The organism is Ectopseudomonas khazarica (assembly GCF_017915135.1).
Classification (GTDB): Bacteria; Pseudomonadota; Gammaproteobacteria; order Pseudomonadales; family Pseudomonadaceae; genus Aquipseudomonas; species Aquipseudomonas khazarica.
This window is the reverse complement of the sequence record NZ_CP068551.1, coordinates 2,231,086-2,252,959: the sequence shown is the minus strand read 5'-3', so window position 1 is coordinate 2,252,959 and position 21,874 is coordinate 2,231,086. Positions and strand designations below refer to the sequence as shown.

At 65.3% G+C, this 21,874-nt stretch carries 27 protein-coding genes; 15 read left to right on the top strand and 12 right to left on the bottom strand.

What is annotated here, in order from left to right; genetic code table 11:
* The first annotated feature begins 2 nt into the window (after positions 1 to 2).
* The 3 genes from ccoS (at position 3) to hemN (ending at position 2,468) form a co-directional block, all read left to right on the top strand.
* Positions 3 to 209 (top strand): cbb3-type cytochrome oxidase assembly protein CcoS, encoded by a 207-nt coding sequence (gene ccoS, locus JLK41_RS10675; RefSeq protein ID WP_037057038.1) that lies wholly within the window; start codon positions 3 to 5, stop codon positions 207 to 209.
* A complete protein-coding gene (locus JLK41_RS10670; RefSeq protein ID WP_037057043.1) occupies positions 202 to 885 on the top strand; it encodes a sulfite exporter TauE/SafE family protein in 684 nt (227 codons plus the stop codon). The genes ccoS and JLK41_RS10670 overlap by 8 nt, the downstream gene beginning before the upstream one ends.
* A gap of 200 nt (positions 886 to 1,085) precedes the next feature.
* Positions 1,086 to 2,468: an oxygen-independent coproporphyrinogen III oxidase gene (gene hemN, locus JLK41_RS10665; RefSeq protein WP_047587448.1), complete on the top strand. Its 1,383-nt coding sequence runs from the start codon at positions 1,086 to 1,088 to the stop codon at positions 2,466 to 2,468.
* Between the two features lie 40 nt (positions 2,469 to 2,508).
* Here hemN and JLK41_RS10660 read toward each other — a convergent pair whose 3' ends face one another.
* Positions 2,509 to 2,952, bottom strand: a complete 444-nt coding sequence (locus JLK41_RS10660) for a DUF1931 family protein (RefSeq protein WP_037057048.1) — start codon at positions 2,950 to 2,952, stop codon at positions 2,509 to 2,511.
* 153 nt (positions 2,953 to 3,105) lie between these two features.
* Between JLK41_RS10660 and fnr the strand changes: the two genes are divergently transcribed.
* From fnr to JLK41_RS10640, 4 genes are all read left to right on the top strand, one after another.
* Positions 3,106 to 3,840, top strand: a complete 735-nt coding sequence (gene fnr, locus JLK41_RS10655; RefSeq protein ID WP_037057050.1) for a fumarate/nitrate reduction transcriptional regulator Fnr — start codon at positions 3,106 to 3,108, stop codon at positions 3,838 to 3,840.
* A gap of 43 nt (positions 3,841 to 3,883) precedes the next feature.
* A complete protein-coding gene (locus tag JLK41_RS10650) occupies positions 3,884 to 4,432 on the top strand; it encodes an adenine phosphoribosyltransferase (protein ID WP_037057052.1) in 549 nt (182 codons plus the stop codon).
* 69 nt (positions 4,433 to 4,501) lie between these two features.
* Positions 4,502 to 5,317 (top strand): ion transporter, encoded by an 816-nt coding sequence (locus JLK41_RS10645; RefSeq protein WP_037057066.1) that lies wholly within the window; start codon positions 4,502 to 4,504, stop codon positions 5,315 to 5,317.
* A 227-nt stretch (positions 5,318 to 5,544) separates the two neighbouring features.
* Positions 5,545 to 6,381 (top strand): metal-dependent hydrolase, encoded by an 837-nt coding sequence (locus JLK41_RS10640; RefSeq protein ID WP_037057053.1) that lies wholly within the window; start codon positions 5,545 to 5,547, stop codon positions 6,379 to 6,381.
* Between the two features lie 126 nt (positions 6,382 to 6,507).
* Here JLK41_RS10640 and JLK41_RS10635 read toward each other — a convergent pair whose 3' ends face one another.
* A complete protein-coding gene (locus tag JLK41_RS10635) occupies positions 6,508 to 7,215 on the bottom strand; it encodes a TetR family transcriptional regulator (protein WP_175254518.1) in 708 nt (235 codons plus the stop codon).
* A 116-nt stretch (positions 7,216 to 7,331) separates the two neighbouring features.
* Between JLK41_RS10635 and JLK41_RS10630 the strand changes: the two genes are divergently transcribed.
* From JLK41_RS10630 to JLK41_RS10620, 3 genes are all read left to right on the top strand, one after another.
* Positions 7,332 to 8,885, top strand: coding sequence for a flavin-containing monooxygenase (locus tag JLK41_RS10630; RefSeq protein WP_210390982.1), 1,554 nt, complete (start codon positions 7,332 to 7,334; stop codon positions 8,883 to 8,885).
* On the top strand, positions 8,882 to 9,769 hold the full coding sequence (locus tag JLK41_RS10625) for an SDR family NAD(P)-dependent oxidoreductase (protein ID WP_175254517.1): 888 nt from the start codon (positions 8,882 to 8,884) through the stop codon (positions 9,767 to 9,769). Before JLK41_RS10630 ends, JLK41_RS10625 begins: the two co-directional genes overlap by 4 nt.
* Before the next feature lie 195 nt (positions 9,770 to 9,964).
* Complete coding sequence (locus JLK41_RS10620) at positions 9,965 to 10,213, top strand: hypothetical protein (RefSeq protein WP_134675989.1); 249 nt, start codon at positions 9,965 to 9,967, stop codon at positions 10,211 to 10,213.
* A 74-nt stretch (positions 10,214 to 10,287) separates the two neighbouring features.
* Here JLK41_RS10620 and JLK41_RS10615 read toward each other — a convergent pair whose 3' ends face one another.
* The 3 genes from JLK41_RS10615 to JLK41_RS10605 are packed head-to-tail and all read right to left on the bottom strand — an operon-like array spanning position 10,288 to position 11,917.
* Positions 10,288 to 10,503, bottom strand: coding sequence for a DUF3820 family protein (locus JLK41_RS10615; protein ID WP_047587460.1), 216 nt, complete (start codon positions 10,501 to 10,503; stop codon positions 10,288 to 10,290).
* Positions 10,504 to 10,549: 46 nt separating this feature from the next.
* Positions 10,550 to 11,143, bottom strand: a complete 594-nt coding sequence (locus JLK41_RS10610; protein WP_210391214.1) for a 2-hydroxychromene-2-carboxylate isomerase — start codon at positions 11,141 to 11,143, stop codon at positions 10,550 to 10,552.
* A 42-nt stretch (positions 11,144 to 11,185) separates the two neighbouring features.
* The gene (locus tag JLK41_RS10605) at positions 11,186 to 11,917 is read right to left on the bottom strand and encodes an SDR family oxidoreductase (RefSeq protein ID WP_210390981.1); all 732 of its coding nucleotides are present in this window, start codon (positions 11,915 to 11,917) and stop codon (positions 11,186 to 11,188) included.
* A gap of 92 nt (positions 11,918 to 12,009) precedes the next feature.
* On the opposite strand from JLK41_RS10605, the gene JLK41_RS10600 reads away from it, so the two are divergent.
* From JLK41_RS10600 to JLK41_RS10585, 4 genes are all read left to right on the top strand, one after another.
* On the top strand, positions 12,010 to 12,576 hold the full coding sequence (locus JLK41_RS10600) for a TetR/AcrR family transcriptional regulator (protein WP_134675991.1): 567 nt from the start codon (positions 12,010 to 12,012) through the stop codon (positions 12,574 to 12,576).
* 48 nt (positions 12,577 to 12,624) lie between these two features.
* Positions 12,625 to 13,275, top strand: a complete 651-nt coding sequence (locus JLK41_RS10595) for a YceH family protein (protein ID WP_210390980.1) — start codon at positions 12,625 to 12,627, stop codon at positions 13,273 to 13,275.
* Positions 13,276 to 13,307: 32 nt separating this feature from the next.
* Positions 13,308 to 13,622 carry an I78 family peptidase inhibitor gene (locus JLK41_RS10590; protein WP_210391213.1) on the top strand — a complete coding sequence of 105 codons (315 nt, stop codon included), beginning with the start codon at positions 13,308 to 13,310 and terminating at the stop codon, positions 13,620 to 13,622.
* A gap of 70 nt (positions 13,623 to 13,692) precedes the next feature.
* A complete protein-coding gene (locus JLK41_RS10585) occupies positions 13,693 to 14,145 on the top strand; it encodes a MarR family winged helix-turn-helix transcriptional regulator (protein WP_037057064.1) in 453 nt (150 codons plus the stop codon).
* A gap of 128 nt (positions 14,146 to 14,273) precedes the next feature.
* Here the strand turns inward: JLK41_RS10585 and JLK41_RS10580 are convergent, their stop codons facing one another.
* The 6 genes from JLK41_RS10580 to JLK41_RS10555 all read right to left on the bottom strand — a co-directional run bounded on the left by JLK41_RS10580 (position 14,274) and on the right by JLK41_RS10555 (position 19,437).
* Positions 14,274 to 15,641 carry an aspartate aminotransferase family protein gene (locus JLK41_RS10580; protein ID WP_210390979.1) on the bottom strand — a complete coding sequence of 456 codons (1,368 nt, stop codon included), beginning with the start codon at positions 15,639 to 15,641 and terminating at the stop codon, positions 14,274 to 14,276.
* Between the two features lie 23 nt (positions 15,642 to 15,664).
* Positions 15,665 to 17,011: a glutamine synthetase family protein gene (locus tag JLK41_RS10575; RefSeq protein ID WP_037054446.1), complete on the bottom strand. Its 1,347-nt coding sequence runs from the start codon at positions 17,009 to 17,011 to the stop codon at positions 15,665 to 15,667.
* Positions 17,012 to 17,039: 28 nt separating this feature from the next.
* On the bottom strand, positions 17,040 to 17,597 hold the full coding sequence (locus tag JLK41_RS10570; protein ID WP_210390978.1) for a helix-turn-helix domain-containing protein: 558 nt from the start codon (positions 17,595 to 17,597) through the stop codon (positions 17,040 to 17,042).
* A gap of 16 nt (positions 17,598 to 17,613) precedes the next feature.
* On the bottom strand, positions 17,614 to 18,903 hold the full coding sequence (locus tag JLK41_RS10565; protein WP_210390977.1) for an NAD(P)/FAD-dependent oxidoreductase: 1,290 nt from the start codon (positions 18,901 to 18,903) through the stop codon (positions 17,614 to 17,616).
* Positions 18,904 to 18,971: 68 nt separating this feature from the next.
* Positions 18,972 to 19,271, bottom strand: coding sequence for an antibiotic biosynthesis monooxygenase (locus tag JLK41_RS10560; protein WP_134678271.1), 300 nt, complete (start codon positions 19,269 to 19,271; stop codon positions 18,972 to 18,974).
* 19 nt (positions 19,272 to 19,290) lie between these two features.
* Entirely contained in the window at positions 19,291 to 19,437 is a 147-nt protein-coding gene (locus tag JLK41_RS10555) for a hypothetical protein (RefSeq protein WP_167494402.1), read from the bottom strand.
* 327 nt (positions 19,438 to 19,764) lie between these two features.
* Here JLK41_RS10555 and JLK41_RS10550 point away from each other — a divergent pair, with 327 nt between their 5' ends.
* Positions 19,765 to 20,712 carry an AraC family transcriptional regulator gene (locus JLK41_RS10550; protein WP_210390976.1) on the top strand — a complete coding sequence of 316 codons (948 nt, stop codon included), beginning with the start codon at positions 19,765 to 19,767 and terminating at the stop codon, positions 20,710 to 20,712.
* Here the strand turns inward: JLK41_RS10550 and JLK41_RS10545 are convergent, their stop codons facing one another.
* Positions 20,713 to 21,861 carry an acyl-CoA dehydrogenase family protein gene (locus tag JLK41_RS10545; protein ID WP_210390975.1) on the bottom strand — a complete coding sequence of 383 codons (1,149 nt, stop codon included), beginning with the start codon at positions 21,859 to 21,861 and terminating at the stop codon, positions 20,713 to 20,715.
* Positions 21,862 to 21,874 lie beyond the last annotated feature (13 nt).

Here is a 21,874-nt window from a genome sequence, read left to right as displayed (position 1 = left end):
GCATGCCCGCGCTCTACATCCTGATCCCCGTCGCCATCGCCCTGGTCGCCTTCGCCATCTGGCTGTTCTTCTGGGCCGTGGACAGCGGCCAGTACGACGACCTCGACGGCCCCGCGCACAGCATTCTCTTCGATGACGAAGACCCGCTGCACAAGGCGGGCGTGGAACAGGCCGAAGAGCAGAGCAAGCAGGACAAGCCCGATGCTTGAGCTGGCGCCCCTGCTGGTGTCAGCCCTGATTCTCGGCCTGCTCGGCGGCGGCCATTGCCTGGGCATGTGCGGCGGCCTGATGGGTGCCCTGACCCTGGCCATTCCTCCCCAACAACGTGCTCGCCGCCTGCAGCTGCTGCTGGCCTACAACCTCGGGCGCATCCTCAGCTACAGCGCCGCCGGGCTGCTGCTCGGCCTGGCGGGCTGGGCCGTGCGCGGTAGTGCTGCCGAGGTCGTCATGCGCAGCCTCGCGGCCCTGCTACTGATCGCCATGGGCCTGTACCTGGCCGGCTGGTGGAGCGGCCTGACCCGCATCGAGGCGCTCGGCCGTGGCCTGTGGCGGCATATCCAGCCGCTCACCCGCCGCTTCATGCCGGTCAGCAGCCTGCCGCGCGCGCTGGTGCTCGGCGGCCTGTGGGGCTGGCTGCCCTGCGGCCTGGTCTACAGCACACTGCTGTGGGCCTCCAGCCAGGGCGATGCCCGCGTCAGCGCCCTGCTGATGCTGGCGTTCGGCCTCGGCACCTGGCCGGTCCTGCTGGCCACCGGCCTCGCCGCCGAACGCATCACCGCCCTGCTGCGCCAGCGCGGCATCCGCATGGCGGGTGGCCTGCTGGTCATCCTGTTCGGCCTCTGGACCCTGCCCGGCCCGCACCAGCACTGGCTGATGGGGCATTGAAGGCGGCTGCAAGCCAGAAGCTGCAAGCTGCAAGCTGCAAGCTGCAAGCTGCAAGCAGATGCACGATAGAAAGTGGCCGGATCGCTTTGGCGCCAGGCAGCGACGACAGCTCGACGCCCCACGCGCCCTTGATTCAGATCAAGCCGCCCGCCCAGCTGCATCCCTAGACTGGCCGCACAGCCTGACCAGGATTATTTCCCATGCTCGAAGCCATCCAGTGGGACGCCGATCTGATCCGCCGCTACGATCTCGCCGGCCCACGCTACACCTCCTACCCGACTGCCGTGCAGTTCCACGACGACATCGGTCCGTTCGACCTGCTGCACGCCCTGCGTGACAGCCGCAAGGCCGGCCGCCCGCTGTCGCTGTACGTGCACATCCCGTTCTGCGCGCACATCTGCTACTACTGCGCCTGCAACAAGGTGATCACCAAGGACCGTGGCCGCGCCCTGCCCTACCTGGAGAAGCTCGAGCGCGAGATCGAGATGGTCAGTCGCTACATTGGCAAGGAGCAGGTCATCGAGCAACTGCACTTCGGCGGCGGCACGCCCACCTTTCTCAACCACGACGAGCTGCGCCGGCTGATGCAGCACCTGCGTCAGCATTTCAACCTGCTGGATGACGATTCCGGCGACTACAGCATCGAGATCGACCCCCGCGAAGCGGACTGGTCGACCATGGGCCTGCTGCGCGAGCTGGGCTTCAATCGCGTCAGCCTGGGCGTGCAGGATCTCGACCCGGAGGTGCAGCGTGCGGTCAATCGCCTGCAGACGCTGGAAGAAACCCGCGCCATCATCGAGGCCGCGCGCACCCTGCAGTTCCGCTCTGTGAACATCGACCTGATCTACGGCCTGCCCAAGCAGACGCCGGAGCGCTTCGCCCGTACCGTCGCGGAGGTGATCGCCCTGCAACCGGACCGCCTCTCGGTGTTCAACTACGCCCACCTGCCCGAGCGCTTCATGCCGCAGCGGCGCATCAACAGCGAGGACCTGCCAGCGGCAGCCGACAAGCTGGCGATGCTCCAGGCCAGCATCGAGCAGCTGGCCAACGCGGGCTACCGCTACATCGGCATGGACCACTTCGCCCTGCCGGATGACGAACTGGCGATTGCCCAGGAAGAAGGCACCCTGCAGCGCAACTTCCAGGGCTACACCACCCACGGCCATTGCGACCTGATCGGCCTGGGCGTGTCGGCCATCAGCCAGGTCGGCGACCTCTACAGCCAGAACGACAGCGACATCGCCAGCTACCAGCAAAGCCTCGGCAACGGCCAGCTGGCCACCCGTCGCGGCCTGCACTGCAACGCCGACGACCGCCTGCGCCGCGCGGTGATCCAGCAGCTGATCTGTCATTTCGAACTGGATTTCCGCGGTATCGAGCACGCCTACGCCATCGACTTCCGCGACTATTTCGCGGCTCTCTGGCCAGACCTGCAACGCCTGCATGACGACGGCCTGATCGAACTGGGCGAACACGGCATCCGCGTGCGCCCTGCCGGACGCCTGCTGGTGCGCTCGCTGTGCATGCTGTTCGACCGCTACCTGAACGACCAGGTGCGCCAACGCTTCTCACGGGTGATCTGAAGCGCCGAGCGCCAGCGCTGCCTGAGCGCTGGCAGGCGAGTCAGGCCACGGACAGGCTCGCCACCGTCTGCATCTGCTGCTCGGTGAGGTTGCTCTCACGGATCAGCTTGATCAGATTGGCATTGGCCGAGGTCAGGGCGCCGTTGAGTGACGCCAGCTCGCTTTGCAACCCTTCCAGTTGCTGGCGCTTCGCCTCCGGATCGAGGCTCTGATCGCTCATCAGCGCCTCGATCTGCGCCTGTTTCTCGGCGATCTGCGCGCGCAGCTCACGGATCATCTTCAGCAGGTCCTTGATCGCCCTGGGCAGGTCGCTGTCGTCGATGTCCTTGTTCTTCTCGGCGCTCGCCGACATGCTCTTGCCCAGGTTGGAAAGGCTCACGCGAAGCCCTTCGCGCACCTCCTCCGGGCTCCGTTCCACTGCGGTATTTTGTCGCTGAACACCCTGGACGAGATTGCCCAGCGGGCCGCCGATATCGATACGCATCACGCTGCTCCCTGCCTTGGACGATAGTGCTACAGTCTGCATCGGCCGCCGCAGGGCAAACTTGAGCATCCGGTCAGGCCTCAGATGGCTAGCCCCTGCCTGCCCCGCTGCGGTACCCTTACGATCATTGCGTGTATATCGGGAAGCCCAACGATGTCCGAGAGCATCAAGTTGCGTACGCAACATCAAGCCCATTGCAAGGATTGCAGCCTGGCTGCCCTGTGCCTGCCCATTTCGCTGAACATGGAGGACATGGACGCGCTGGACGACATCGTCAAGCGTGGCCGTCCGCTGAAGAAAGGCGAGTTCCTGTTCCGCCAGGGCGATGCCTTCGGCTCCGTTTTCGCGGTACGTTCCGGCGCCCTGAAGACCTTCGGCCTGAGCGATGGCGGCGAGGAGCAGATCACCGGCTTCCACCTGCCCAGTGAACTGGTCGGCCTGTCCGGCGTCGATGGCGAGCGCTACCCGGTCTCCGCCCAGGCCCTGGAAACCACCTCCGTGTGCGAGATTCCCTTCGAGCGCCTGGACGACCTGGCCCTGCAACTGCCGCAACTGCGCCGCCAGCTGATGCGCATCATGAGCCGCGAGATTCGTGACGATCAGCAGATGATGCTGCTGCTCTCGAAGAAGACCGCCGACGAACGCATCGCGACGTTCCTGGTCAACCTCTCGGCCCGTTTCCGCGCACGCGGTTTCTCGGCCAACCAGTTTCGCCTGGCCATGTCGCGCAACGAAATTGGTAACTATTTGGGCCTTGCGGTCGAGACGGTGTCTCGCGTATTTACCCGCTTTCAGCAGAACAAGCTGCTCGAAGCCGAGGGCAAGGAAGTGCACATTCTCGATCCGATCGAGCTGTGCGCCCTGGCCGGCGGCAATCTAGACGTTTGAGTTCGCACGATTCTCGCGGGCTCAACGCATTCAGGACCCCACGATGATTTTCGACGAATTCAGCATCAAGACCCTGATCCGCCCGGTACCGGACTTTCCCAAGCCGGGCGTGATCTTCCGCGACATCACTCCGCTGTTCCAGTCGCCACGCGCGCTGCGTCTGGTGGCCGACAGTTTCATCCAGCGTTACGTCGAAGCCGAGTTCAGCCATATCGGCGCCATGGATGCACGTGGCTTCCTGATCGGCTCGATCATCGCCTACGAGCTGAACAAGCCGCTGGTGCTGTTCCGCAAACAGGGCAAGCTGCCGGCGGATGTCCTCAGCGAGGGCTACCAGACCGAGTACGGCGAAGCCTTCCTCGAAGTGCATGCCGACAGCCTCTGCGAGGGCGATTCGGTGCTGGTCTTCGATGACCTGATCGCCACCGGCGGCACCCTGATCGCCGCCGCCAACCTGGTGCGACGCATGGGCGCCGATGTGTTCGAGGCCGCCGCCATCATCGATCTGCCCGAGCTGGGCGGTTCGCAGAAACTCCAGGATGCCGGCATCGCCACCTTCACCCTGACCGCCTTCGCTCTCGACGACCATTGAGCCTCCGGACCCGCCCTCTCGCGGCGGGTCACGCTCGGGTACCCATCGACCCTTCTCGCTGAAATGACCATGCAAGCATTCGAACTCGACCAATCACCCGACTGGCGCAAGCGCCTGGGTGCCCGGATGGACAGCCTGACCACGCAACGCGTGGTCACCCTGCTGATCATCATCAACGCCGCCATTCTCGGTCTGCAGACCTCGCCGTCGCTCATGGCGGACTGGGGCAAGCCACTGCTGATCCTCGACAGCCTGATCCTCGCCTGCTTCGTGATCGAGCTGGCGCTGCGCTTCGCGGCGCACGGCGTCGCCCTGCTGCGCAATCCCTGGGCGGTATTCGACTGCGTGGTGGTGGCCATCGCCCTGGTGCCCGCCAGCGGCCCCTTCGCCGTATTGCGCGCCCTGCGCGTGCTGCGGGTGCTGCGTCTGGTCTCGATCAACCCGAGCATGCGCAAGGTGGTACAGGCCCTGCTCGCCTCGCTGCCCGGCATGGGCAGCATCGTCATGCTGATGGGGCTGGTGTTCTACGTCGCGGCGGTGATGGCCACGCAGCTGTTCGGCGCGAGCTTCCCTGAGTGGTTCGGTAACATCGGCGCCAGCCTGTACACCCTGTTCCAGGTGATGACCCTGGAAAGCTGGTCGATGGGCATCGTGCGCCCGATCATGGAACAGCACCCGCTGGCCTGGCTGTTCTTCGTGCCCTACATCCTCGTCGCCACCTTCATGATGCTCAACCTGTTCATCGCGGTGATCGTCAACGCCATGCAGAGCACGCACGAGCCGAGCGCCGAGGAGCTGGCCGCCGCCGCACGTGAACAGGCCATTCTCGACGAACTGCGCGCCCTGCGCAGTGAAGTGGCCGAACTGCGCCGCAACACGCCCTGATTTGCGCTACCGCGCGCCCGGCGTCTCGCGTCGGGTCGCGCCCCTCCCCAGACAGCCAGGCAGCACACCCGCCTTAAGTTGGCGGCGCCAGGCGCCGCCACACCCGATAGTTACATCGTTCAATGACACAGTTGGCCTGTCGAGGTCCCGGCACCTCGACCCGAATGCTGTCACCCGGAGCCGCACGATAACCGGGAGCGCCAACTCCCCTTAAGAGGACACGAACGATGAGCGCCAGCGCCACCCTGCCCCAAGCGAAATCCAGCTTCCCGGTTCGCCGCATGGATTTCAGCTTCAGCGAGACACCGAAATACTGGTTCTACGACGACCCTTTCATGAGTCAGTTCATGAACAACCTGTCGTCGCTTTTTCCCTACGGCGAGAAGTTCTTCGTCGACAGCGTACGGGCGGTCCGCGACCAGGTCAGCGAGCCGCAGCTGAAGAAGGACATCAGTGCCTTCATCGGCCAGGAGGCCATGCACTCCAAGGAGCACGCGGCGTACAACGACTACGCCAATGCCCACGATATCGATCTGGAGCGCCTGGAGCTGCGCATCAAGGTGCTGCTGGAATGGGTCACCCGCTTCAGCACCAAGAAGCATCGTCTGGCCGCCACCTGCGCCCTGGAACACTTCACCGCGACCATGGCCGAGCAACTGCTCAAGCGCGAAGACCTCACCACGCAGATGAACGACCCCAAGCTCTATCAGCTGTGGATGTGGCACGCGATCGAGGAGAACGAGCACAAGGCGGTCTGCTACGACGTCTACCAGAAGGTCTACGGCGGCTACTTCACCCGGACCCTGGTGATGCTGCTGACCACCGTGATCTTCTTCGGCGTGATCGGCTGGTTCCAGATCCACCTGCTGCGCAAGGATGGTCAGCTGTTCAACTGGCGCAGCTGGGGCTTCGGCCTGAAGAAGCTGTTCGGCCCGCGCAACGGCTTCTTCACCAAGCTGATCGGCCCTTACCTGGACTACTACCGCCCCGGCTTCCATCCGAAGGATCACGATACCGAGAAGCTGGAGAACCGCTGGCGCGAGCGCCTCGGCTTCAACAGCTGAGACCCCTGCAGGGCGGCCCAGGCCGCCCTTTTTCATGCAAGTGTGCAGCCGCGAAAGGCATCGCGGCTGAAGCCGCTCCTGCAAAAGCCCTCCATGCCCTGCATATCCCACCGCCGCCGGCGTCCCTCAGCCCAGCCGCAGCTGCCCCATGCTCTGCAGCACGCTGGCGCCGGTGAACAGCATGACAATCTGCTCCTCGGCCAATGCACAGATCGCCTCGCGCCGATGCGGCTGGCCGATGTAGTCCAGCGACTGCTCGAACAGACTGCGACTGATCAGCCCCGAGACCTGGCGCACGGCCGCCGCACTGACGATCCCCGGCAGCAGCTTGAACTCGACGATGTCGGCGGCCATGTCGTCGGCGAAATCATCCATCACCTGGCGCAGAGCCTCGCGCAGCACCGGTGAGGCGCCATGCAGCTCGCGGACACCGATGATGAAGGCCTCCGGGTGCGCGGCAACGAAGTCGAAGAACAGCTGCACCGTCTCGTGACAGACGCGCCGCCCACGCCCCAGGTCGATCCCCAGCAGCCTGGGCAGTGCCGGCCCCTGCTCCTTGACCGCGCGCTGTGCCGCCTCGCGGCGCAGGTCGCGCAACGGCTGGCGCAACAAGCGGGTGATCTCGCCGATCACGCTCAGGCCGAGATCGTCGACATCACGAAAGTGCCGGTAGAAGGTATTGGGGTTGAGGCCCGCCTCGCGGGCCAGTTCGCGCAGCCCCAGGCTGCTGAGGCTGCGGCTGGTTGAGGTGAGGCGTAACGCCGCCTCCATCAGCAGGCGCTTGCCGGGCGCCTCGCTGGCCTTGTCACGCACCTGCGCTTCGTCGTCGTGCATCCCTTCCCCTATCTAAAGTTGGCTTGCTGGCCCGATGCCTTGCCGCCGAGTATACACATGTCTACCTTGGTATACAGATGTAGACACCAACAAGAACGACAAGCAGGAGTCCGGCCATGAATGCGCCCGTGTCACCCCCTACCGCTGCCCGCCATTGCAAGATCGCCATCCTCGGCAGCGGCTTTTCCGGCCTCGGCATGGCCATCCGCCTCAGGCAACAGGGCGAGCAGGACTTCCTGCTGTTCGAAAAGGAGGCCGGCGTCGGCGGCACCTGGCGCGTGAACAATTACCCAGGCTGTGGCTGCGACGTGCAATCGCACCTGTACTCCTTCTCCTTCGAACCGAATCCGAACTGGACGCGCATGTTCGCCAAACAGCCGGAAATCAGGGCCTACCTGGAAGGCTGCTGGGAGAAATATCGCCTGCAGGACAAGACCCGGCTCGGCACCGAGGTGGTGGAGATCCGCTGGGACGAGCAGGCCGAGCTGTGGCACCTGCAGGATCGCGCAGGCAACCGCTACAGCGCGCAGTTCGTGGTGTCGGGGATGGGCGCCTTGTCCACGCCATCGATTCCCGCGCTCAAGGGCCTGGAGAACTTCAGTGGCGAGGTGTTCCACTCGCAGCAGTGGAACCACGACTACGACCTCTCCGGCAAACGCGTGGCGGTGATCGGCACCGGTGCCTCGGCCATCCAGTTCGTGCCGCAGATCCAGAAGCAGGTCGAGCACCTCGACCTCTACCAGCGCACCGCTCCGTGGATCATGCCCAAGCCGGATCGCGCCATCCGCGACAACGAGCGCAGCCGCTTCAAGCGCTTCCCGCTGGCGCAGAAACTCTGGCGCGGCGCCCTCTACAGTATCCTCGAGAGCCGGGTGATCGCCTTCGCCTTCGCCCCGCGCCTGCTGCGCATGGCCCAGGGAATCGCCAAGCTGTACATCAAGAAGCAGATCAAGGACCCGGTGCTGCGCGCCAAGGTCACCCCGGACTACACCATGGGCTGCAAGCGGGTACTGATCTCCAATGACTACTACCCGGCGCTGACCCAGGCCAATGTCGACGTGATCACCGATGGCATCGCCGAAATCCTGCCACATGGCGTGCGCACCAGCGACGGCCAGGAACGCGCCGTCGACGCGATCATCTTCGGCACCGGCTTCACCCCCAGCGATCCGTTGCCACGCGGCACGGTGTTCGGCCGTGGCGGCGTCGACCTGCTCGACACCTGGCCGGAAGGCCCGGAAGCCTACAAGGGCACCATGACCGCCGGCTTCCCCAACCTGTTCTTCCTGATGGGACCGAACACCGGCCTGGGCCACAACTCCATGGTCTACATGATCGAGTCGCAGATCACCTACGTGCTCGGTGCGCTGCGCCAGATCGACGACGGGCGCCTGCAGAGCCTGGAGCCCAAGCGCGAAGCGCAGGATGCCTTCAACAGGAAGATCCAGGGCACCCTCGGCGCCACGGTGTGGAACGCCGGCGGCTGCATGAGCTGGTACCTGCATCCGGTCAGCGGACGCAACTGCACGGTATGGCCCGGCTTCACCTGGCGCTATCGCATGCTGACCCGCCACTTCGACCCGCATGCCTACCACTTCAGCCGCAAGCAGGCCGCCCACCCGGCGCAAAGCAACGCCATCACCTTCGATGCCCAGGAGGCCAGCGCATGAAATCCTTCGAAAACAAGGTAGCCGCCATCACCGGCGCCGGCTCCGGCATCGGCCGCGCCCTCGCCTGGCACCTGGCTCGCCAGGGCTGCCACCTGGCGCTCTCCGACGTCAACGTCGAGGGCCTCAGGGAAACCGCCGAGCAGGCGCGCAAGCTGGGCGTCACCGTCAGCGAGCAGCGCGTCGACGTTGCCGACCGCGCCGCCGTCGAAGCCTGGGCGGAGCAGGTCGTCGTCGAGTTCGGCCGGGTCAATGCCATCTTCAACAATGCCGGCGTCGCTCAGGGTGGCACGGTGGAAGGCAACGACCACGCCGACTACGAGTGGATCATGAACATCAACTTCTGGGGCGTGGTCAACGGCACCAAGGCCTTCCTGCCCTATCTCAAGAATGCCGGCCAGGGCCATGTGATCAACGTTTCCAGCGTCTTCGGGCTGTTCTCGCAGCCCGGCATGAGCGCCTACAACGCCAGCAAGTTCGCCGTGCGCGGCTTCACCGAGTCGCTGCGCCAGGAGCTGGACATGGCCAACTGCGGGGTTTCCGCCAGCTGCGTCCACCCCGGCGGCATCCGCACCAACATCGCCAAGACCGCCCGCATGAACGACAGCCTGGCCAAGGTCACCGGCCAGGCCGCCGAGCAGGCACGCCAGCAGTTCAACGACCAGTTGCTGCGCACCACGCCGGAGCAGGCGGCCAAGGTCATCGTCAACGGCGTGCTGGCCAACAAGCGGCGCATCCTCATCGGTGCCGACGCCCATGTGCTGGACTGGATGCAGCGCAGCATGCCGGCGCTGTATCAGCGCCTGGTCACCCTGTCGATGCGCCTGGCCGCACGCTTCGCCCCGAGGCCGCGCAATGCCGGCAAGGCCAGCGAAGCGACCGAATAGCAGGCTGCATGCGAACACAGGGCCGGCGCACTGCCGGCCCTGTGCGTTTGTCGGGTAGTGCCCGGGGCGTCCGCAGCTGCGCTAAGGTATGGCAATAGACGCACCCTCATCCACGCGGCGCCGCCACCGGCCCCGGCTGGAACCTCGGTGCGGCGTCGACACCGAGGGCGGCACCTTGATCCAGAAGGTGGCCTCATGAGCGTACTCACCTGCACCCACCGCGACCACACCATCCGCGCCAGTGTCATGGAGCACCCCGGCTTGCCCACGCCCTGGGCCGGCGGTTGCCAGATCACCGATCCTGCCGGCCACACCAGCAAGCGCCAGACGCTGCCGGTGGACTACGCCTTCATGGATGACCTGGACAAGGCTCAGCACGCCTCCATCGCGCACGGCAGATGGCTGGTGGACCAGAAACTGGACCACGGTCGCAACTGGCACTGACCGCGCCCTGCGTGCACGAGCGGGGCGCCCGCCAGCCGCGCAGCGTCTCCTGGCGCTCCCGCTGCGGGCCTGAGCTAGCTGCGGTCGCGCAGCGGATCGAGCAACGGCTTGAGGCCGTTGTGATCGATCTCCTGCATCAGTGCCAGCAGCTGGCCCAGCTCGCCCTTGGGAAAACCCTCGCGGGCGAACCAGTTGAGGTAGTGCCCGGGCAGGTCGGCGATCAGCCGGTCCTTGTACTTGCCGTACGGCATGCGGCGGGTCACCAGGAGTTTCAGCGCTTCGGGGTTCATCGTTCGCTCGGGTCGTCGAAAAACAATCCGCCCATTGTGCCAGGCCTCAGCGACTCAATGCCTCACGCACGAAGTCCAGGCGGTCCTGGCCGAAGTACATGTCGTCTCCGACGAAGCAGGTCGGCGCACCGAACACGCCACGCCTGACCGCTTCCTCGGTGGTCGCCTTCAGCGCTTCCTTCACTGCGGGCTCGCCGATCTGCTGCTGCAACGCCGCAGCGTCGAGGCCGGCCGCCGCCAGCACTTCCGCGACCCTGGCTGGGTCGCCCATGTTCACGCCATCCACCCAGGTCGCCTGGAACAACGCCTGCAGCGCGTCGTCGAGGCGCTCGGGCTGGTGCAGCTGCACCGCCACCAGCAGGCGCATGAGGGTCAGGGTGTTGATCGGGAAATGCGGATTGAAACGCATCGGCACGCCGTAGCGCTCGGCGTAACGCGCCAGGTCGCGAATCATGTAGCGCCCCTTGGCCGGAATCATCGCCGGCGAGGCGTTGCCGGTCGCCTGGAAGACGCCGCCCAGCAGCATCGGCCGATAGACCAGCGCAGCGCCACAGTCGCGGCACAGCGCCGGTAGCTGGGTATGGGCCAGGTAGGAGGCCGGGCTGCCCAGGTCGAAGAAGAACTCCACCGTCTTGCTCATCAGCTTCACTCGCTCGTTGTTGTGGTTATCGGCTTGCACAGGTTACCAGCGCTCCATCCACGGCCGCAGGTCCAGCTCGAACGTCCAGGCATCGCGAGGCTGGGCGTGCAGGAACCAGTAGCTGTCGGCGATGTGCGCGGGGTCGAGGATGCCATCCTGATCCTTCCTGGCATACAGCTCGGGGAAGCTGTCACGAATGAAGGCCGTGTCGATCGCCCCGTCCACCACCACATGGGCCACGTGGACGTTCAACGGCCCCAGCTCGCGCGCCATGCTCTGCGCCAGGGCGCGAATGCCGTGCTTGGCCCCGGCGAAGGCGGCGAAACCGGCGGCGCCACGCAGGCCTGCGGTCGCCCCGGTGAAGAGGATGGTGCCGCGACCACGCCCGACCATGCGCCTGGCCACCGCCTGGCTGGTGAGGAAGCCAGCGAAGCAGGCCATTTCCCAGATCTTGAAATACTTGCGCGCGGTTTCATCGAGGATGCTGCAGGGCACGTTGGCGCCGATGTTGAAAACCATCACCTCGATAGGGCCGATATCCCGCTCGATGCGCTCGACCAGTTCGGCCACCTGCTCCTCACGCCGCGCATCGGAAGCAAAGCCATGGGCTTCGCCGCCCTCGTCACGGATCTGCTCCAGCAACGGCTGCAACTTGTCCAGGCTACGCCGGGTGACGCAGGCCACATAGCCTTCGCGGGCGAAACGCCGGGCAATGGCGCCACCGGTGGCATCACCGGCGCCGATGATCAAAGCGACTTTCTTGTTCTCGTTCATGGCTTCCTCCTTTTAACTAACGATCGTTAGCTGAACGAACGTTATGCTATGCTCCCGGACAGGTCAAGCCACCCTCATCCACGGAGCCTCTCATGCGTTATTCCGCCGAACACAAGGCCGAAACCCGCGAACGTCTGCTCGCCAGCAGCGGCGCCATCGCCAAGCAGCAGGGCTTTGCCGTGACCGGCGTGGATGCGCTGATGAAGACCATAGGCCTGACCGGCGCGGCGTTCTACAGCCACTTCCCGAGCAAGGACGAGCTGTTCGCCGAGCTGATCGAGCGCGAGCTGCGTATCAGCCTGCAGCGCCTGGGGGGCGAGCCGGGCGCTGCCGGGCATGACAAGCTGCAGCGCTGCCTGGCGGCCTACCTCAGCCTGGCGCATGTCGAGCAGCCCGACAAAGGCTGCGTGTTGCCGAGCCTGGGCGCCGAGATCGCGCGTGCCGACGAGCGCGTCCGGCAGCGCACCGAGCAGCAGATTCTGCAACTGCAGGAAACCTGGGCCGAGATCATCGGCGACCGTCAGCTGGCCTGGACGATCCTCGCGCAATGCCTGGGCAGCCTGCTGCTGGCACGCATGCTGGCCAGTCAGGACACGCGCCAGCAGGTGCTGGATGCCAGCCTGGACATGCTCGAACACACATTGAAGCCTGTCGGCTGAGCACGGATGCCGTTAACCTAGACGGAACATCCCTGCCAGGACCGCACCATGTCCCACACCCCTTCCCCGCTGGTTGGCGAAAGCCCCCTGCATGCGATCGAGGTCCGCATCCTCGGTTGCCTGATCGAGAAGCAGCTGACCACCCCGGAAAGCTATCCGCTGACGCTCAATGCCGTGCAACTGGCCTGCAACCAGAAGACCAGCCGTGAACCGCTGATGAACCTCGAATCCGGCGAAGTCGGGCGCTACCTGCGCAGCCTGGAAGGCCGGCAACTGGTGCATCTGCAGATGGGCAGCCGGGCGGACCGCTGGGAACAGCGCTGCGACAAGCAACTGGAACTGGTCAAGCCGCAGACGGTGCTGCTCGGCCTGCTCATGCTGCGCGGACCGCAGACGCTCAACGAACTGCTGACCCGCAGCAACCGCATGTACGACTTCGATGACGTGGCCGAAATCCAGCACCAGCTGGAACGCCTGATCGGTCGCGGCCTGGCCATGCTGCTGCCGCGCCAGGCGGGCCAGCGCGAGGACCGCTACATGCATCTGCTGGGTGAACCGGCGGACCTCGAAAGCCTGCTGGCCAACCGCCCGAGTGGCCGCAGCGAGGCCGCGGCACCTAACGAAGATCGCCTGGTCGAACTGGAAGCGCGCATCGCTGCGCTGGAAGAACGTCTGGCGCGCCTAGAAGGCGCGCAATGACCGCTACCCCCATGGAAAAGGAGCCCAACGCGTTGAACCTCAAGACTCGTTTCAGCCTGATCATCGCCACTGCCCTGCTCGCAGCCGGCTGCAGCAGCACCGCGGAAAAATCCCAACCGGCAGTCACCCCTGCCGACCCCAGCCAGGGCTGCACCTCCTCGGCGGTGGAGCACCTGAAGGGCGAGACCGCGACCCCCGAGCTGCTGGAGCAGGCACGCCAGCAGGCGGGCGCCAGTACCGCGCGCATACTGACACCCGGCAGCGTGGTGACCCTGGAATACAATAGACAGCGTCTCAACCTCAACGTCGATGACCAACGCGTGATCACCCGCGTTTCCTGCGGCTGATTGCAGCGCTGCGGATCGCTCCGCAGCGCTTGCGCCGACACTGCCCACCACCCTTGCACAGGCCAACGCCATGACCTCCCAAGTGGAACCCTGCGCCGAGCTGATGCTGGACAACCAGCTGTGCTTCGCCCTCTATTCCACCTCGCTGATGATGACCAAGACCTACAAGCCATTGCTGCAGGCACTCGGTCTTACCTACCCGCAGTATCTGGCAATGCTGGTGCTGTGGGAGAACGAGGGCATTACCGTCAGCGAGATCAGCGCGCGCATGCTAACCGATCCCGGCTCGCTGACGCCGCTGCTCAAGCGTCTGGAGAGCGAAGGCCTGCTGCAGCGCCAGCGCAGCAGCCAGGATGAGCGTGTCGTGCAGCTGTACCTGACCGACAAGGGCCGTGCCCTTCACGAGCAGGCCAAGGCCTTGCCGGCGTGCATCCTCAAGGCCTCCGGCCTCAACATCGACCAGCTGGGCGACCTGCGCGATGATCTGGTGGCCTTGCGCAAGCACCTGCAGGACGCCCTCTGAAACAACGCCTGCTTCTGCCCGGCCTGCGCATGAAAAAAAGACCCCGCGACCGTCACCGGTCGCGGGGTCTTGCTTTGTCGAGCGGGTGGCGGCCACGGCCCGCACTGCCGTGAACAGGACGCCAGGGCTTACGCCTGATTGCGCACCTGCTCCCAGGTCAGATCCAGGCACTTGCGCGCCTTCTCCACCAGTTCGTCCACTTCCGCCTGGCTGATCACCAGTGGTGGCGCGATGATCATGGTGTCGCCCACGGCGCGCATGATCAGGCCGTTGCTGAAGCAGTGGCCGCGGCAGACCATGCCCGCCCCCACATCAGCGGAGAAACGCTTGCGCGTCGCCTTGTCCTGCACCAGTTCGATGGCGCCGAGCATGCCGATACCGCGCACTTCGCCCACCAGCGGGTGATCCGCCAGCTCGCGCAGACGCTTTTGCAAATACGGTGCCGTTTCCGCCTTCACCCGCTCGACGATGCCTTCTTCCTTGAGGATGCGCAGGTTCTCCAGGCCCACCGCCGCCGCCACCGGATGCCCGGAATAGGTGAAGCCGTGGTTGAAATCGCCATGCGCCTCGATCACCTCGAACACCTTGTCGCTGACGATCAGGCCACCCATCGGCACGTAGCCGCTGGTCAGCCCCTTGGCGATGGTCATCAGGTCGGGCTGCAGGCCGTAGTACTGGCTGCCGAACCACTCGCCGGTACGGCCGAAGCCGCAGATCACTTCATCGGCGACGAAGAGGATGTCGTACTTCGCCAGGATCTCCTTGATCCGTGGCCAGTAGCTGTCCGGCGGCACGATCACCCCACCGGCACCCTGGATCGGCTCGGCGATGAAGGCCGCCACGTTCTCCTCGCCCAGTTCGAGAATCTTCTTCTCCAGCTGGTCGGCGGCCCAGATGCCGAACGCTTCCGGCGACTGCTCGCCACCCTCACCGAACCAGTACGGCTGCGGGATGTGGGCGATGCCGGGAATCGGCAGGTCGCCCTGCTCGTGCATGAACTTCATGCCACCGAGGCTGGCGCCGGCCACGGTGGAGCCGTGGTAGCCGTTCTCGCGGCCGATGATGATCTTCTTGTTCGGCTGGCCCTTGCACGCCCAGTAGTGGCGCACCAGGCGCAGCATGGTGTCGTTGCCCTCGGAGCCGGAACCGGTGAAGAACACGTGGTTCATGCCGGCCGGTGCCAGCTGGGCGATCGCCTGGGCCAGCTCCAGCACCGGCGGGTGGGCGGTCTGGAAGAAGGTGTTGTAGAACGGCAGCTGACGCATCTGTCGGGCAGCAGCCTCGACCAGCTCCTCGCGGCCATAGCCGACGGCCACGCACCACAGGCCGGCCATGCCATCGAGGATCTTGTGCCCCTCGCTGTCCCACAGGTGCACGCCACGGGCCTCGGTGATGATGCGCGGGCCGTTCTCGGCCAGCTGCTTGTAGTCACTGAACGGCGCCAGATGGTGGGCCTGGCTCAGGGCCTGCCAGTGTGCGGTTTTCGAGTTGTTCATGTCGCCTCCTTCGATCCGGGACATCACAGGTACCAGCGGTATTCACGCGGGCTGATGTCGTGCATGAAGGCCAGGTGATCCTGGCGTTTGTTCTCGCAATAGACCATGACGAACTCGCTGCCGAGGCCCGCCGCGACACGCTCGCTGGCTTGCATGCGGCGCACGGCGTCGAGCATGTCCTTGGGGAAATCGACGCCGCTGCTGCGGTCATCGTTGAGCGGTGCGATGGGCTCGACCCTGGCGTCGAGCCCCTGCTCGATACTGGTCAGCAACGCCGCCAGGACCAGATAGGGATTGGCGTCGGCACCGGGCAGACGGAATTCCAGGCGCAGGTTGCGGGTGTCCGACTCGGGGATGCGCACGCAGGCGTCGCGGTCCTCGAAACCCCAGCTGGCCTGGCTCGCCGAGTTCACCTGAGCGCCGAAACGGCGGTAGCTGTTGTGGTTCGGCGCGTAGATCGGCATCAGTTCCGGCAGCAGGCTCAGGCAGCCGGCCACGGCATGGCGCAGCGGACGCTGGTCGTCACGCGCCAGCAGGTTGTCACCCGCTTCGTCATACAGGCTGACATGCACATGCATGCCACTGCCGGGGTACTGCAGGTAGGGCTTGGCCATGAAGCTGGCGCGGTGGCCGTGCTGCAGGGCCACGCCCCGCGTGACCCGGCAGAACAGCGCGGACCAGTCGGCGGCCTGCATCGGGTCGGCGTTGTGGCTGAAGTTGATCTCGAACTGCCCCGGACCGATCTCGGCAGTGATCACCGTGGTGTCGATGCCCTGCAGGCGCGCGGTCTCGCTGATGTCGTCGAGCACCTCGGCGAAGCGCGACAGGCGCTCGATGTGCATGTTCGGCTGGTCGTCGGCGTCGCCACTGAGGTCATCACGCGGGTATTGCGGCAGGCCTTCCTTGAGCGCCTTGTCGAACAGGTAGAACTCCAGCTCGAACGCCACCACCGGACGGATGCCACGCGCCGCCAGGCGCTGCACCACCCGCGCCAGCACCTCGCGCGGCTCGAACTCGATGGGGGCGTCGGTGCCGTCGGAGCTGATCAGCATCTGCCCCAGCGGCTGGCGCTCCCAGGTCACCGGCTTGAGCGTGCCGGGAATCAGACGACGCGGCGCATCCGGGTCACCATCATGGAAGCAGTAGTCGCCGATCTCGTGGAGCCCGCCCTGGGCGCCGAGCAGCACGCAGTTCTGCGGCAGCTTCAGGGCACTGCCGGCGGCGACCTTCTCCAGCATCTCGATGGGATAGCGCTTGCCGTAGAAATGCCCGGGAATATCCAGGCAGATCAGGTCGACGAAGCGCACCTCGGGGTGGGCCTGGCGAAATTGGCGGACTTCGTCGAGCAGCTCGACTCGGGTGGCGTTCATGATGGTCATTTCCGGTCAACGGGAAGGTTCAGGTGTAGATCCACAGCACGCGCGCAGGCGCATCGCCCTGGTTGGCGTAACGCAAACGCGCGTAGCTCGGGACCTGGAAGGCATCGCCCGGGTACAGGGTGGCGCTCTCTTCGTCCTCGCCCAGCCACAGCGTCAGCTGGCCCTCGAGCACGTAGCCGGCCTGCTCCGAGCGGTCGCTCATCTGCCGCTCGCCACTGCTGGCACCGGGCTCGAGCAGGCTGTCGACGACCATGAAGGCGCCCTGCAGGGTCGGCGATGCCATGATGTCGGTGATGCCGCCCGCCAGGTACAGGGTGCGACGCTCGTCCGGCCGGGTGACCCAGTCCAGCGCCTTGGGTTTGGGCAGGCTGTAGAAATAGGTCGTCGGCACATCGAGGGCTTCGCTGATCGAGGTCAGGTCTGCGACCGTCGGGCGCGACAGGCCACGCTCGACCTGGGAAAGAAAGCCCACGGAACGCCCGATACGCTCGGCCAGTTCATTGAGGGTGACCTTCTTGTGCTTGCGCAGGTCGTGAATGAGAACCGCCAGCGCGGCCATCTCCAGGTTCTTGTCCATGTCAGGGCTGTCCATTTCAGAAGCTGTCTCTCAGTCGATACCAGGCCTTGCCGATGGCCTCGAGCGGCGCAGCCAGGCGTTCTCCAAAGGGAAAGTCGGGATTACGCAGTTGCCGGTACAGCGCCAGCTCATCCTCGTTGCCGAGGATGGCGTCGCTCACCACCCGTGCCGCCGCCAGGGTCGGCAGCACGCCATGCCCGGAGAAGCCCTGCAGCCAGTAACGCCCGTTCTCCCCGCCGATGTCCGGCGTGCGCGCGCGGGTCACGTCGATATGGCCGCCCCAGGCGAAGTCGATGGCCACGCCTGACAGCTGCGGGAAGACACGCTCGAGAATGGGCCGGGTCGCCGCCGCCATGTCCTGCGGCAAGCCGCCCAGGTAGGTACAGCCTCCGCCGAACAGCAGCCGGTGATCCGGCGTGCGGCGGAAGTAGTCGAGGACGAACTGATTGTCGGTGACGCAGGCATTGCGCGGCAGCAGCGCCTCGGCACGCGCCGCCCCCAGCGGCTCGGTAGCGATCTGGTAGGTGCCCACGGGCAGTATGCGTCGCGCCAGGCGCGGCTCCAGATGGTCGATGTAGGTGTTGCAGGCCAGCACCAGGTTGCTGGCCTGCACGCTGCCTTGCTCGGTACGCACGCGGTAGCCTGCAGCATGCGCTTCCTGGCTCAGCGCACGGCTCTGCTCGAAGATGCGACCGCCTGCCGCGACGAATGCCTCGGCCAGGCCAAGCGCCAGCTTGAGCGGATTGACGTGCCCGGCCTGCGGGTCGTAGAGCCCGGCACGGTAACGCTCGCTGGCCACCCACTCCGGCATCTGCTCACGCGAGACGAACTGCAGGGTGCGGTGCCCCCACTTGCTCGCGGCCTCTTCCTGCCATTCGTGCAGCTGTGCCACGCGCCGGGGCAGCACGGCCGTCCACAGATGGCCACGACGGTAGTCGCAGTCGAACGCATGGCGCTGCGGCAGCTCGCGCAGCTCGTTCGCCGCCCAGGCCATGCCGTCCCACAGACGCCGGGCACCCTCGATGCCAAGGGCCTTTTCCAGTGGCGGCATGTCGCACGACCAGCCCAGGATCGCCTGGCCGCCATTGCGCCCCGAAGCCGCCCAGGCCACGCGACTGGCTTCCAGCACGATGACCTGCAGACCCGCCTCGGCCAGGCGCAGCGCGGTGTGCAGGCCGCTGAAGCCCGCACCGACCACCAGCACATCGCACTGCACCTCACCTTGCAGGCGCGGATGATGGCTCAGCCGGTCCTTGCAGCTATGGGCGTAGTAACTGTCGACGTGCTCATGGGCGTGGCGAAACATAGACGACTCATGAAATTTAAAATAATTAATTTCATGAAAATCTATAGCGATAAATTCACAAAGGCAAGTCAGGCGACTTGTTGCTGCAGCTCCATCGCGCATTCGAGATGGGTGAAAAGCCCCTCCTCTATGGCCTGCGCCAGTACCCGGCGCAGGCATTCGCTACCGAGAAAGGCGTCTCGTGCTGCGGCCGAGTGCCACTGCCCTTCGACCTCCCAGGTCAGCGGGTCGCCACGCAGCGGCAGGACCCGCAGTCCCTGGCAGCCGGGAATGTCCCGGCCGATCTGATCTAGCCGGGCCAGGCACTGCCTCAACCGGACGGCGCGGTCATGGCGAGCGCGAATGGTCATACGGTGAACGATGCTCATGGCAACCTCCTGGAATGGATCAATGCAGATCGGCAGCCTGTCGCTGCAGAACATGGGGCGCGGCTTGCGGATCGGCGAAAACCGCTTCGCCACCCGCTCGAGAATCGAGCCAGGCAGTGGCGAGCAACAAGAGTGTCAGTGGTGCGATCAGCCATTTGCTGGACATGTGGCGGGCTCCTTCGGACACGTGGGGCACCGCTTAGCGGGTGGCGTAGCTACTTCAAGCGTTCGCGCGACGCAGGGACACGGCGCGATGACTACAGAGATTAACCGCCTGGTCACGGCAGCGTTAGCCGGATACTGGCCGATCATTGCCTAAAACTGCACGATCTACCGCAACCCCACATCGCAGACCAGGACTGGCAGCATTCCTGAAACACTCTGTTTCACGGGACGTTTGCCCATTACTGGCAAATATTTGCCCAATCCTGCAGGCGCCCATGACTTGCCTGAAAAACCTGGCTAGTCTTCGCAGACCTTCTGGAGGAGCGCCATGCAGTCACTCACCCATACCGCCACCAATCTCGACACTCCTCTTGCCGAGCTCAGCCATGAAATGGCGCGCCTCGTCGAACGCTTCGTCCCGGAGGATGGCCTGCACCTCACCGCCATCCCCGGTCTCAAGCTGGCGCGGGCCACCACCCCGAGCCTGCCGATGCAGACGGTCTACGACCCCTGCCTGTGCATCATCGCGCAGGGGCGCAAGGAGATACGCCTGGGCGACGAGCTCTATGTCTACGATCCGCTGAACTACCTGGTGGCCTCGGTGGTGCTGCCGGTCACCGGCCGGGTGATCGAGGCCAGCCCGGAAGCCCCCTACCTGAGCCTGGCACTGGAGATCGACCCGGCGCTGATCAGCAGCCTGCTGACCGAGATGCCACCCATCCCGGCACCCGACGCGGCCTCGCAACGGGCGCTGTTTCTCGATCGCCTCGACCCGCGCCTGCTGGATGCGGTGATTCGCCTGCTGCGCCTGCTGGAGACCCCACGCGACATCGCCATGCTGGCCCCGCTGGCCCTGCGTGAAATCTTCTACCGCATGCTGCTCAGCCCGCAGGGGCATCGCCTGCATGAAGTGGTGGTGGCCGACAGCCAGAGCCAGCGCATCTCGCGCGCCATCGAGTGGTTGCGCAAGAACTTCGATCAGCCGCTGCGCATCGAGGAGCTGGCCCGCGAGGTCAACCTCAGCCCCTCGACCCTGCACCATCGCTTCAAGGCCGTCACGGCCTTCAGCCCGCTGCAGTACCAGAAGCAGCTGCGTCTGCAGGAGGCACGCCGGCTGATGCTCTGCGACAACCTGGAAGCGGCGGCGGCCAGCTATCGCGTGGGCTACGAAAGCCCCTCGCAGTTCAGCCGCGAGTACAGTCGCCTGTTCGGCGACCCGCCACAGCGCGACATCGCACGCCTGCGCCAGGCGGCGCAGAACCAGGTCGCGTCCTGATCAGAGGCCCATCTGCTTGGCGATGATCTCGTTCATGATCTCTCGCGTGCCACCGCCGATGGAAAGGATGCGATTGTCGCGATACAGCCGTTCGACCAGCGATTCACGCATGTAGCCCATGCCGCCGAGGATCTGTACCGCATCGTAGGTCAGGCGATCGGCAATATCGGTGGCGAAGTTCTTGGCCATGGAGATTTCCTTGACCACGCTCCTGCCCGCCGCCATCTGCGCCGCCTGGCGGTAGGTGAACTCGCGGGAGACCTCCAGCTGGGTGGCCATTTCGGCCAGGCGATGCTTGAGCACCTGGAACTTGCCCACCGGCTTGCCGAACGCCTGGCGCTCGCGGGCCCACTTCATCGATTCGTCCAGGGCCAGTTGCGCCGTCATGTTGGCCATGATCGCCAGGCTCAGGCGCTCGCTCTGGAAGTTGGCCATGATGCAGGCGAAACCGGCGTTCTCGACGCCAATCAGGTTGTCCACCGGCACCTTGCAGTCGGCGAAGAACAGCTCGGCGGTATCCGATGCCCACCAGCCCATCTTCTTCAGCTTGCGCCCCACGCTGAAGCCCGGCGTACCCTTTTCCACCAGCAGCAGGCTGACACCGCCGAAACCTTCGCCACCGGTGCGCACTGCCACCGTGTAGTAGTCGGCACGCACACCACTGGTGATGAAGGTCTTGCTGCCGTTGATGCGGTAGTGGTCGCCCTCGCGCACGGCACGGGTCTTCAGGTTGGCCACATCGGAACCACCGGACGGTTCGGTGACCGCGAGCGCCATGATCTTCTCGCCGGCCAGCACCTGGGGCACCACGCGCTCGCGAATGGCCGGCCTGGCCCATTTGACTACCGGCGGCAAGCCGATATCCAGGGAGCCGAGCCCCGCCACCAGGCCACCCGAGCCACAGCGCATCAATTCTTCGCTGGCGGCGACCTTGGCGAATACGTCACCTTCGTGGCTGCCGCCGTACTGCTCCGGATAGCCGATGCCGAGAATGCCTGCCGCCCCTGCCTTGAGGTACAGCTCGCGGGGAAACTCCTCGGCCTCTTCCCAGTCGTCGATGTGCGGAAGGATCTCGCGCTCGACGAAACGCCGAACGGAGTCGCGAACCAGTTGGTGGGATTCATCGAAATACGACTGAGGGGCGGCCATGCGGGTACTCCCG

What these genes read in the sequence shown, in the direction of transcription:
- JLK41_RS10645 (WP_037057066.1), top strand. Translation starts at nt 4,502, where the DNA reads ATGCAAGCATTCGAACTCGACCAATCACCCGACTGGCGCAAGCGCCTG.
- ccoS (WP_037057038.1), top strand. Translation starts at nt 3, where the DNA reads ATGCCCGCGCTCTACATCCTGATCCCCGTCGCCATCGCCCTGGTCGCC.
- JLK41_RS10580 (WP_210390979.1), bottom strand. Translation starts at nt 15,641, where the DNA reads ATGAACAACTCGAAAACCGCACACTGGCAGGCCCTGAGCCAGGCCCAC.
- JLK41_RS10670 (WP_037057043.1), top strand. Translation starts at nt 202, where the DNA reads ATGCTTGAGCTGGCGCCCCTGCTGGTGTCAGCCCTGATTCTCGGCCTG.
- hemN (WP_047587448.1), top strand. Translation starts at nt 1,086, where the DNA reads ATGCTCGAAGCCATCCAGTGGGACGCCGATCTGATCCGCCGCTACGAT.
- JLK41_RS10565 (WP_210390977.1), bottom strand. Translation starts at nt 18,903, where the DNA reads ATGTTTCGCCACGCCCATGAGCACGTCGACAGTTACTACGCCCATAGC.
- JLK41_RS10585 (WP_037057064.1), top strand. Translation starts at nt 13,693, where the DNA reads ATGACCTCCCAAGTGGAACCCTGCGCCGAGCTGATGCTGGACAACCAG.
- JLK41_RS10635 (WP_175254518.1), bottom strand. Translation starts at nt 7,215, where the DNA reads ATGCACGACGACGAAGCGCAGGTGCGTGACAAGGCCAGCGAGGCGCCC.
- JLK41_RS10650 (WP_037057052.1), top strand. Translation starts at nt 3,884, where the DNA reads ATGATTTTCGACGAATTCAGCATCAAGACCCTGATCCGCCCGGTACCG.
- JLK41_RS10560 (WP_134678271.1), bottom strand. Translation starts at nt 19,271, where the DNA reads ATGAGCATCGTTCACCGTATGACCATTCGCGCTCGCCATGACCGCGCC.
- JLK41_RS10555 (WP_167494402.1), bottom strand. Translation starts at nt 19,437, where the DNA reads ATGTCCAGCAAATGGCTGATCGCACCACTGACACTCTTGTTGCTCGCC.
- JLK41_RS10660 (WP_037057048.1), bottom strand. Translation starts at nt 2,952, where the DNA reads ATGCGTATCGATATCGGCGGCCCGCTGGGCAATCTCGTCCAGGGTGTT.
- JLK41_RS10545 (WP_210390975.1), bottom strand. Translation starts at nt 21,861, where the DNA reads ATGGCCGCCCCTCAGTCGTATTTCGATGAATCCCACCAACTGGTTCGC.
- JLK41_RS10640 (WP_037057053.1), top strand. Translation starts at nt 5,545, where the DNA reads ATGAGCGCCAGCGCCACCCTGCCCCAAGCGAAATCCAGCTTCCCGGTT.
- JLK41_RS10615 (WP_047587460.1), bottom strand. Translation starts at nt 10,503, where the DNA reads ATGAACCCCGAAGCGCTGAAACTCCTGGTGACCCGCCGCATGCCGTAC.
- JLK41_RS10630 (WP_210390982.1), top strand. Translation starts at nt 7,332, where the DNA reads ATGAATGCGCCCGTGTCACCCCCTACCGCTGCCCGCCATTGCAAGATC.
- JLK41_RS10625 (WP_175254517.1), top strand. Translation starts at nt 8,882, where the DNA reads ATGAAATCCTTCGAAAACAAGGTAGCCGCCATCACCGGCGCCGGCTCC.
- JLK41_RS10595 (WP_210390980.1), top strand. Translation starts at nt 12,625, where the DNA reads ATGTCCCACACCCCTTCCCCGCTGGTTGGCGAAAGCCCCCTGCATGCG.
- fnr (WP_037057050.1), top strand. Translation starts at nt 3,106, where the DNA reads ATGTCCGAGAGCATCAAGTTGCGTACGCAACATCAAGCCCATTGCAAG.
- JLK41_RS10610 (WP_210391214.1), bottom strand. Translation starts at nt 11,143, where the DNA reads ATGAGCAAGACGGTGGAGTTCTTCTTCGACCTGGGCAGCCCGGCCTCC.
- JLK41_RS10575 (WP_037054446.1), bottom strand. Translation starts at nt 17,011, where the DNA reads ATGAACGCCACCCGAGTCGAGCTGCTCGACGAAGTCCGCCAATTTCGC.
- JLK41_RS10605 (WP_210390981.1), bottom strand. Translation starts at nt 11,917, where the DNA reads ATGAACGAGAACAAGAAAGTCGCTTTGATCATCGGCGCCGGTGATGCC.
- JLK41_RS10600 (WP_134675991.1), top strand. Translation starts at nt 12,010, where the DNA reads ATGCGTTATTCCGCCGAACACAAGGCCGAAACCCGCGAACGTCTGCTC.
- JLK41_RS10550 (WP_210390976.1), top strand. Translation starts at nt 19,765, where the DNA reads ATGCAGTCACTCACCCATACCGCCACCAATCTCGACACTCCTCTTGCC.
- JLK41_RS10570 (WP_210390978.1), bottom strand. Translation starts at nt 17,597, where the DNA reads ATGGACAAGAACCTGGAGATGGCCGCGCTGGCGGTTCTCATTCACGAC.
- JLK41_RS10620 (WP_134675989.1), top strand. Translation starts at nt 9,965, where the DNA reads ATGAGCGTACTCACCTGCACCCACCGCGACCACACCATCCGCGCCAGT.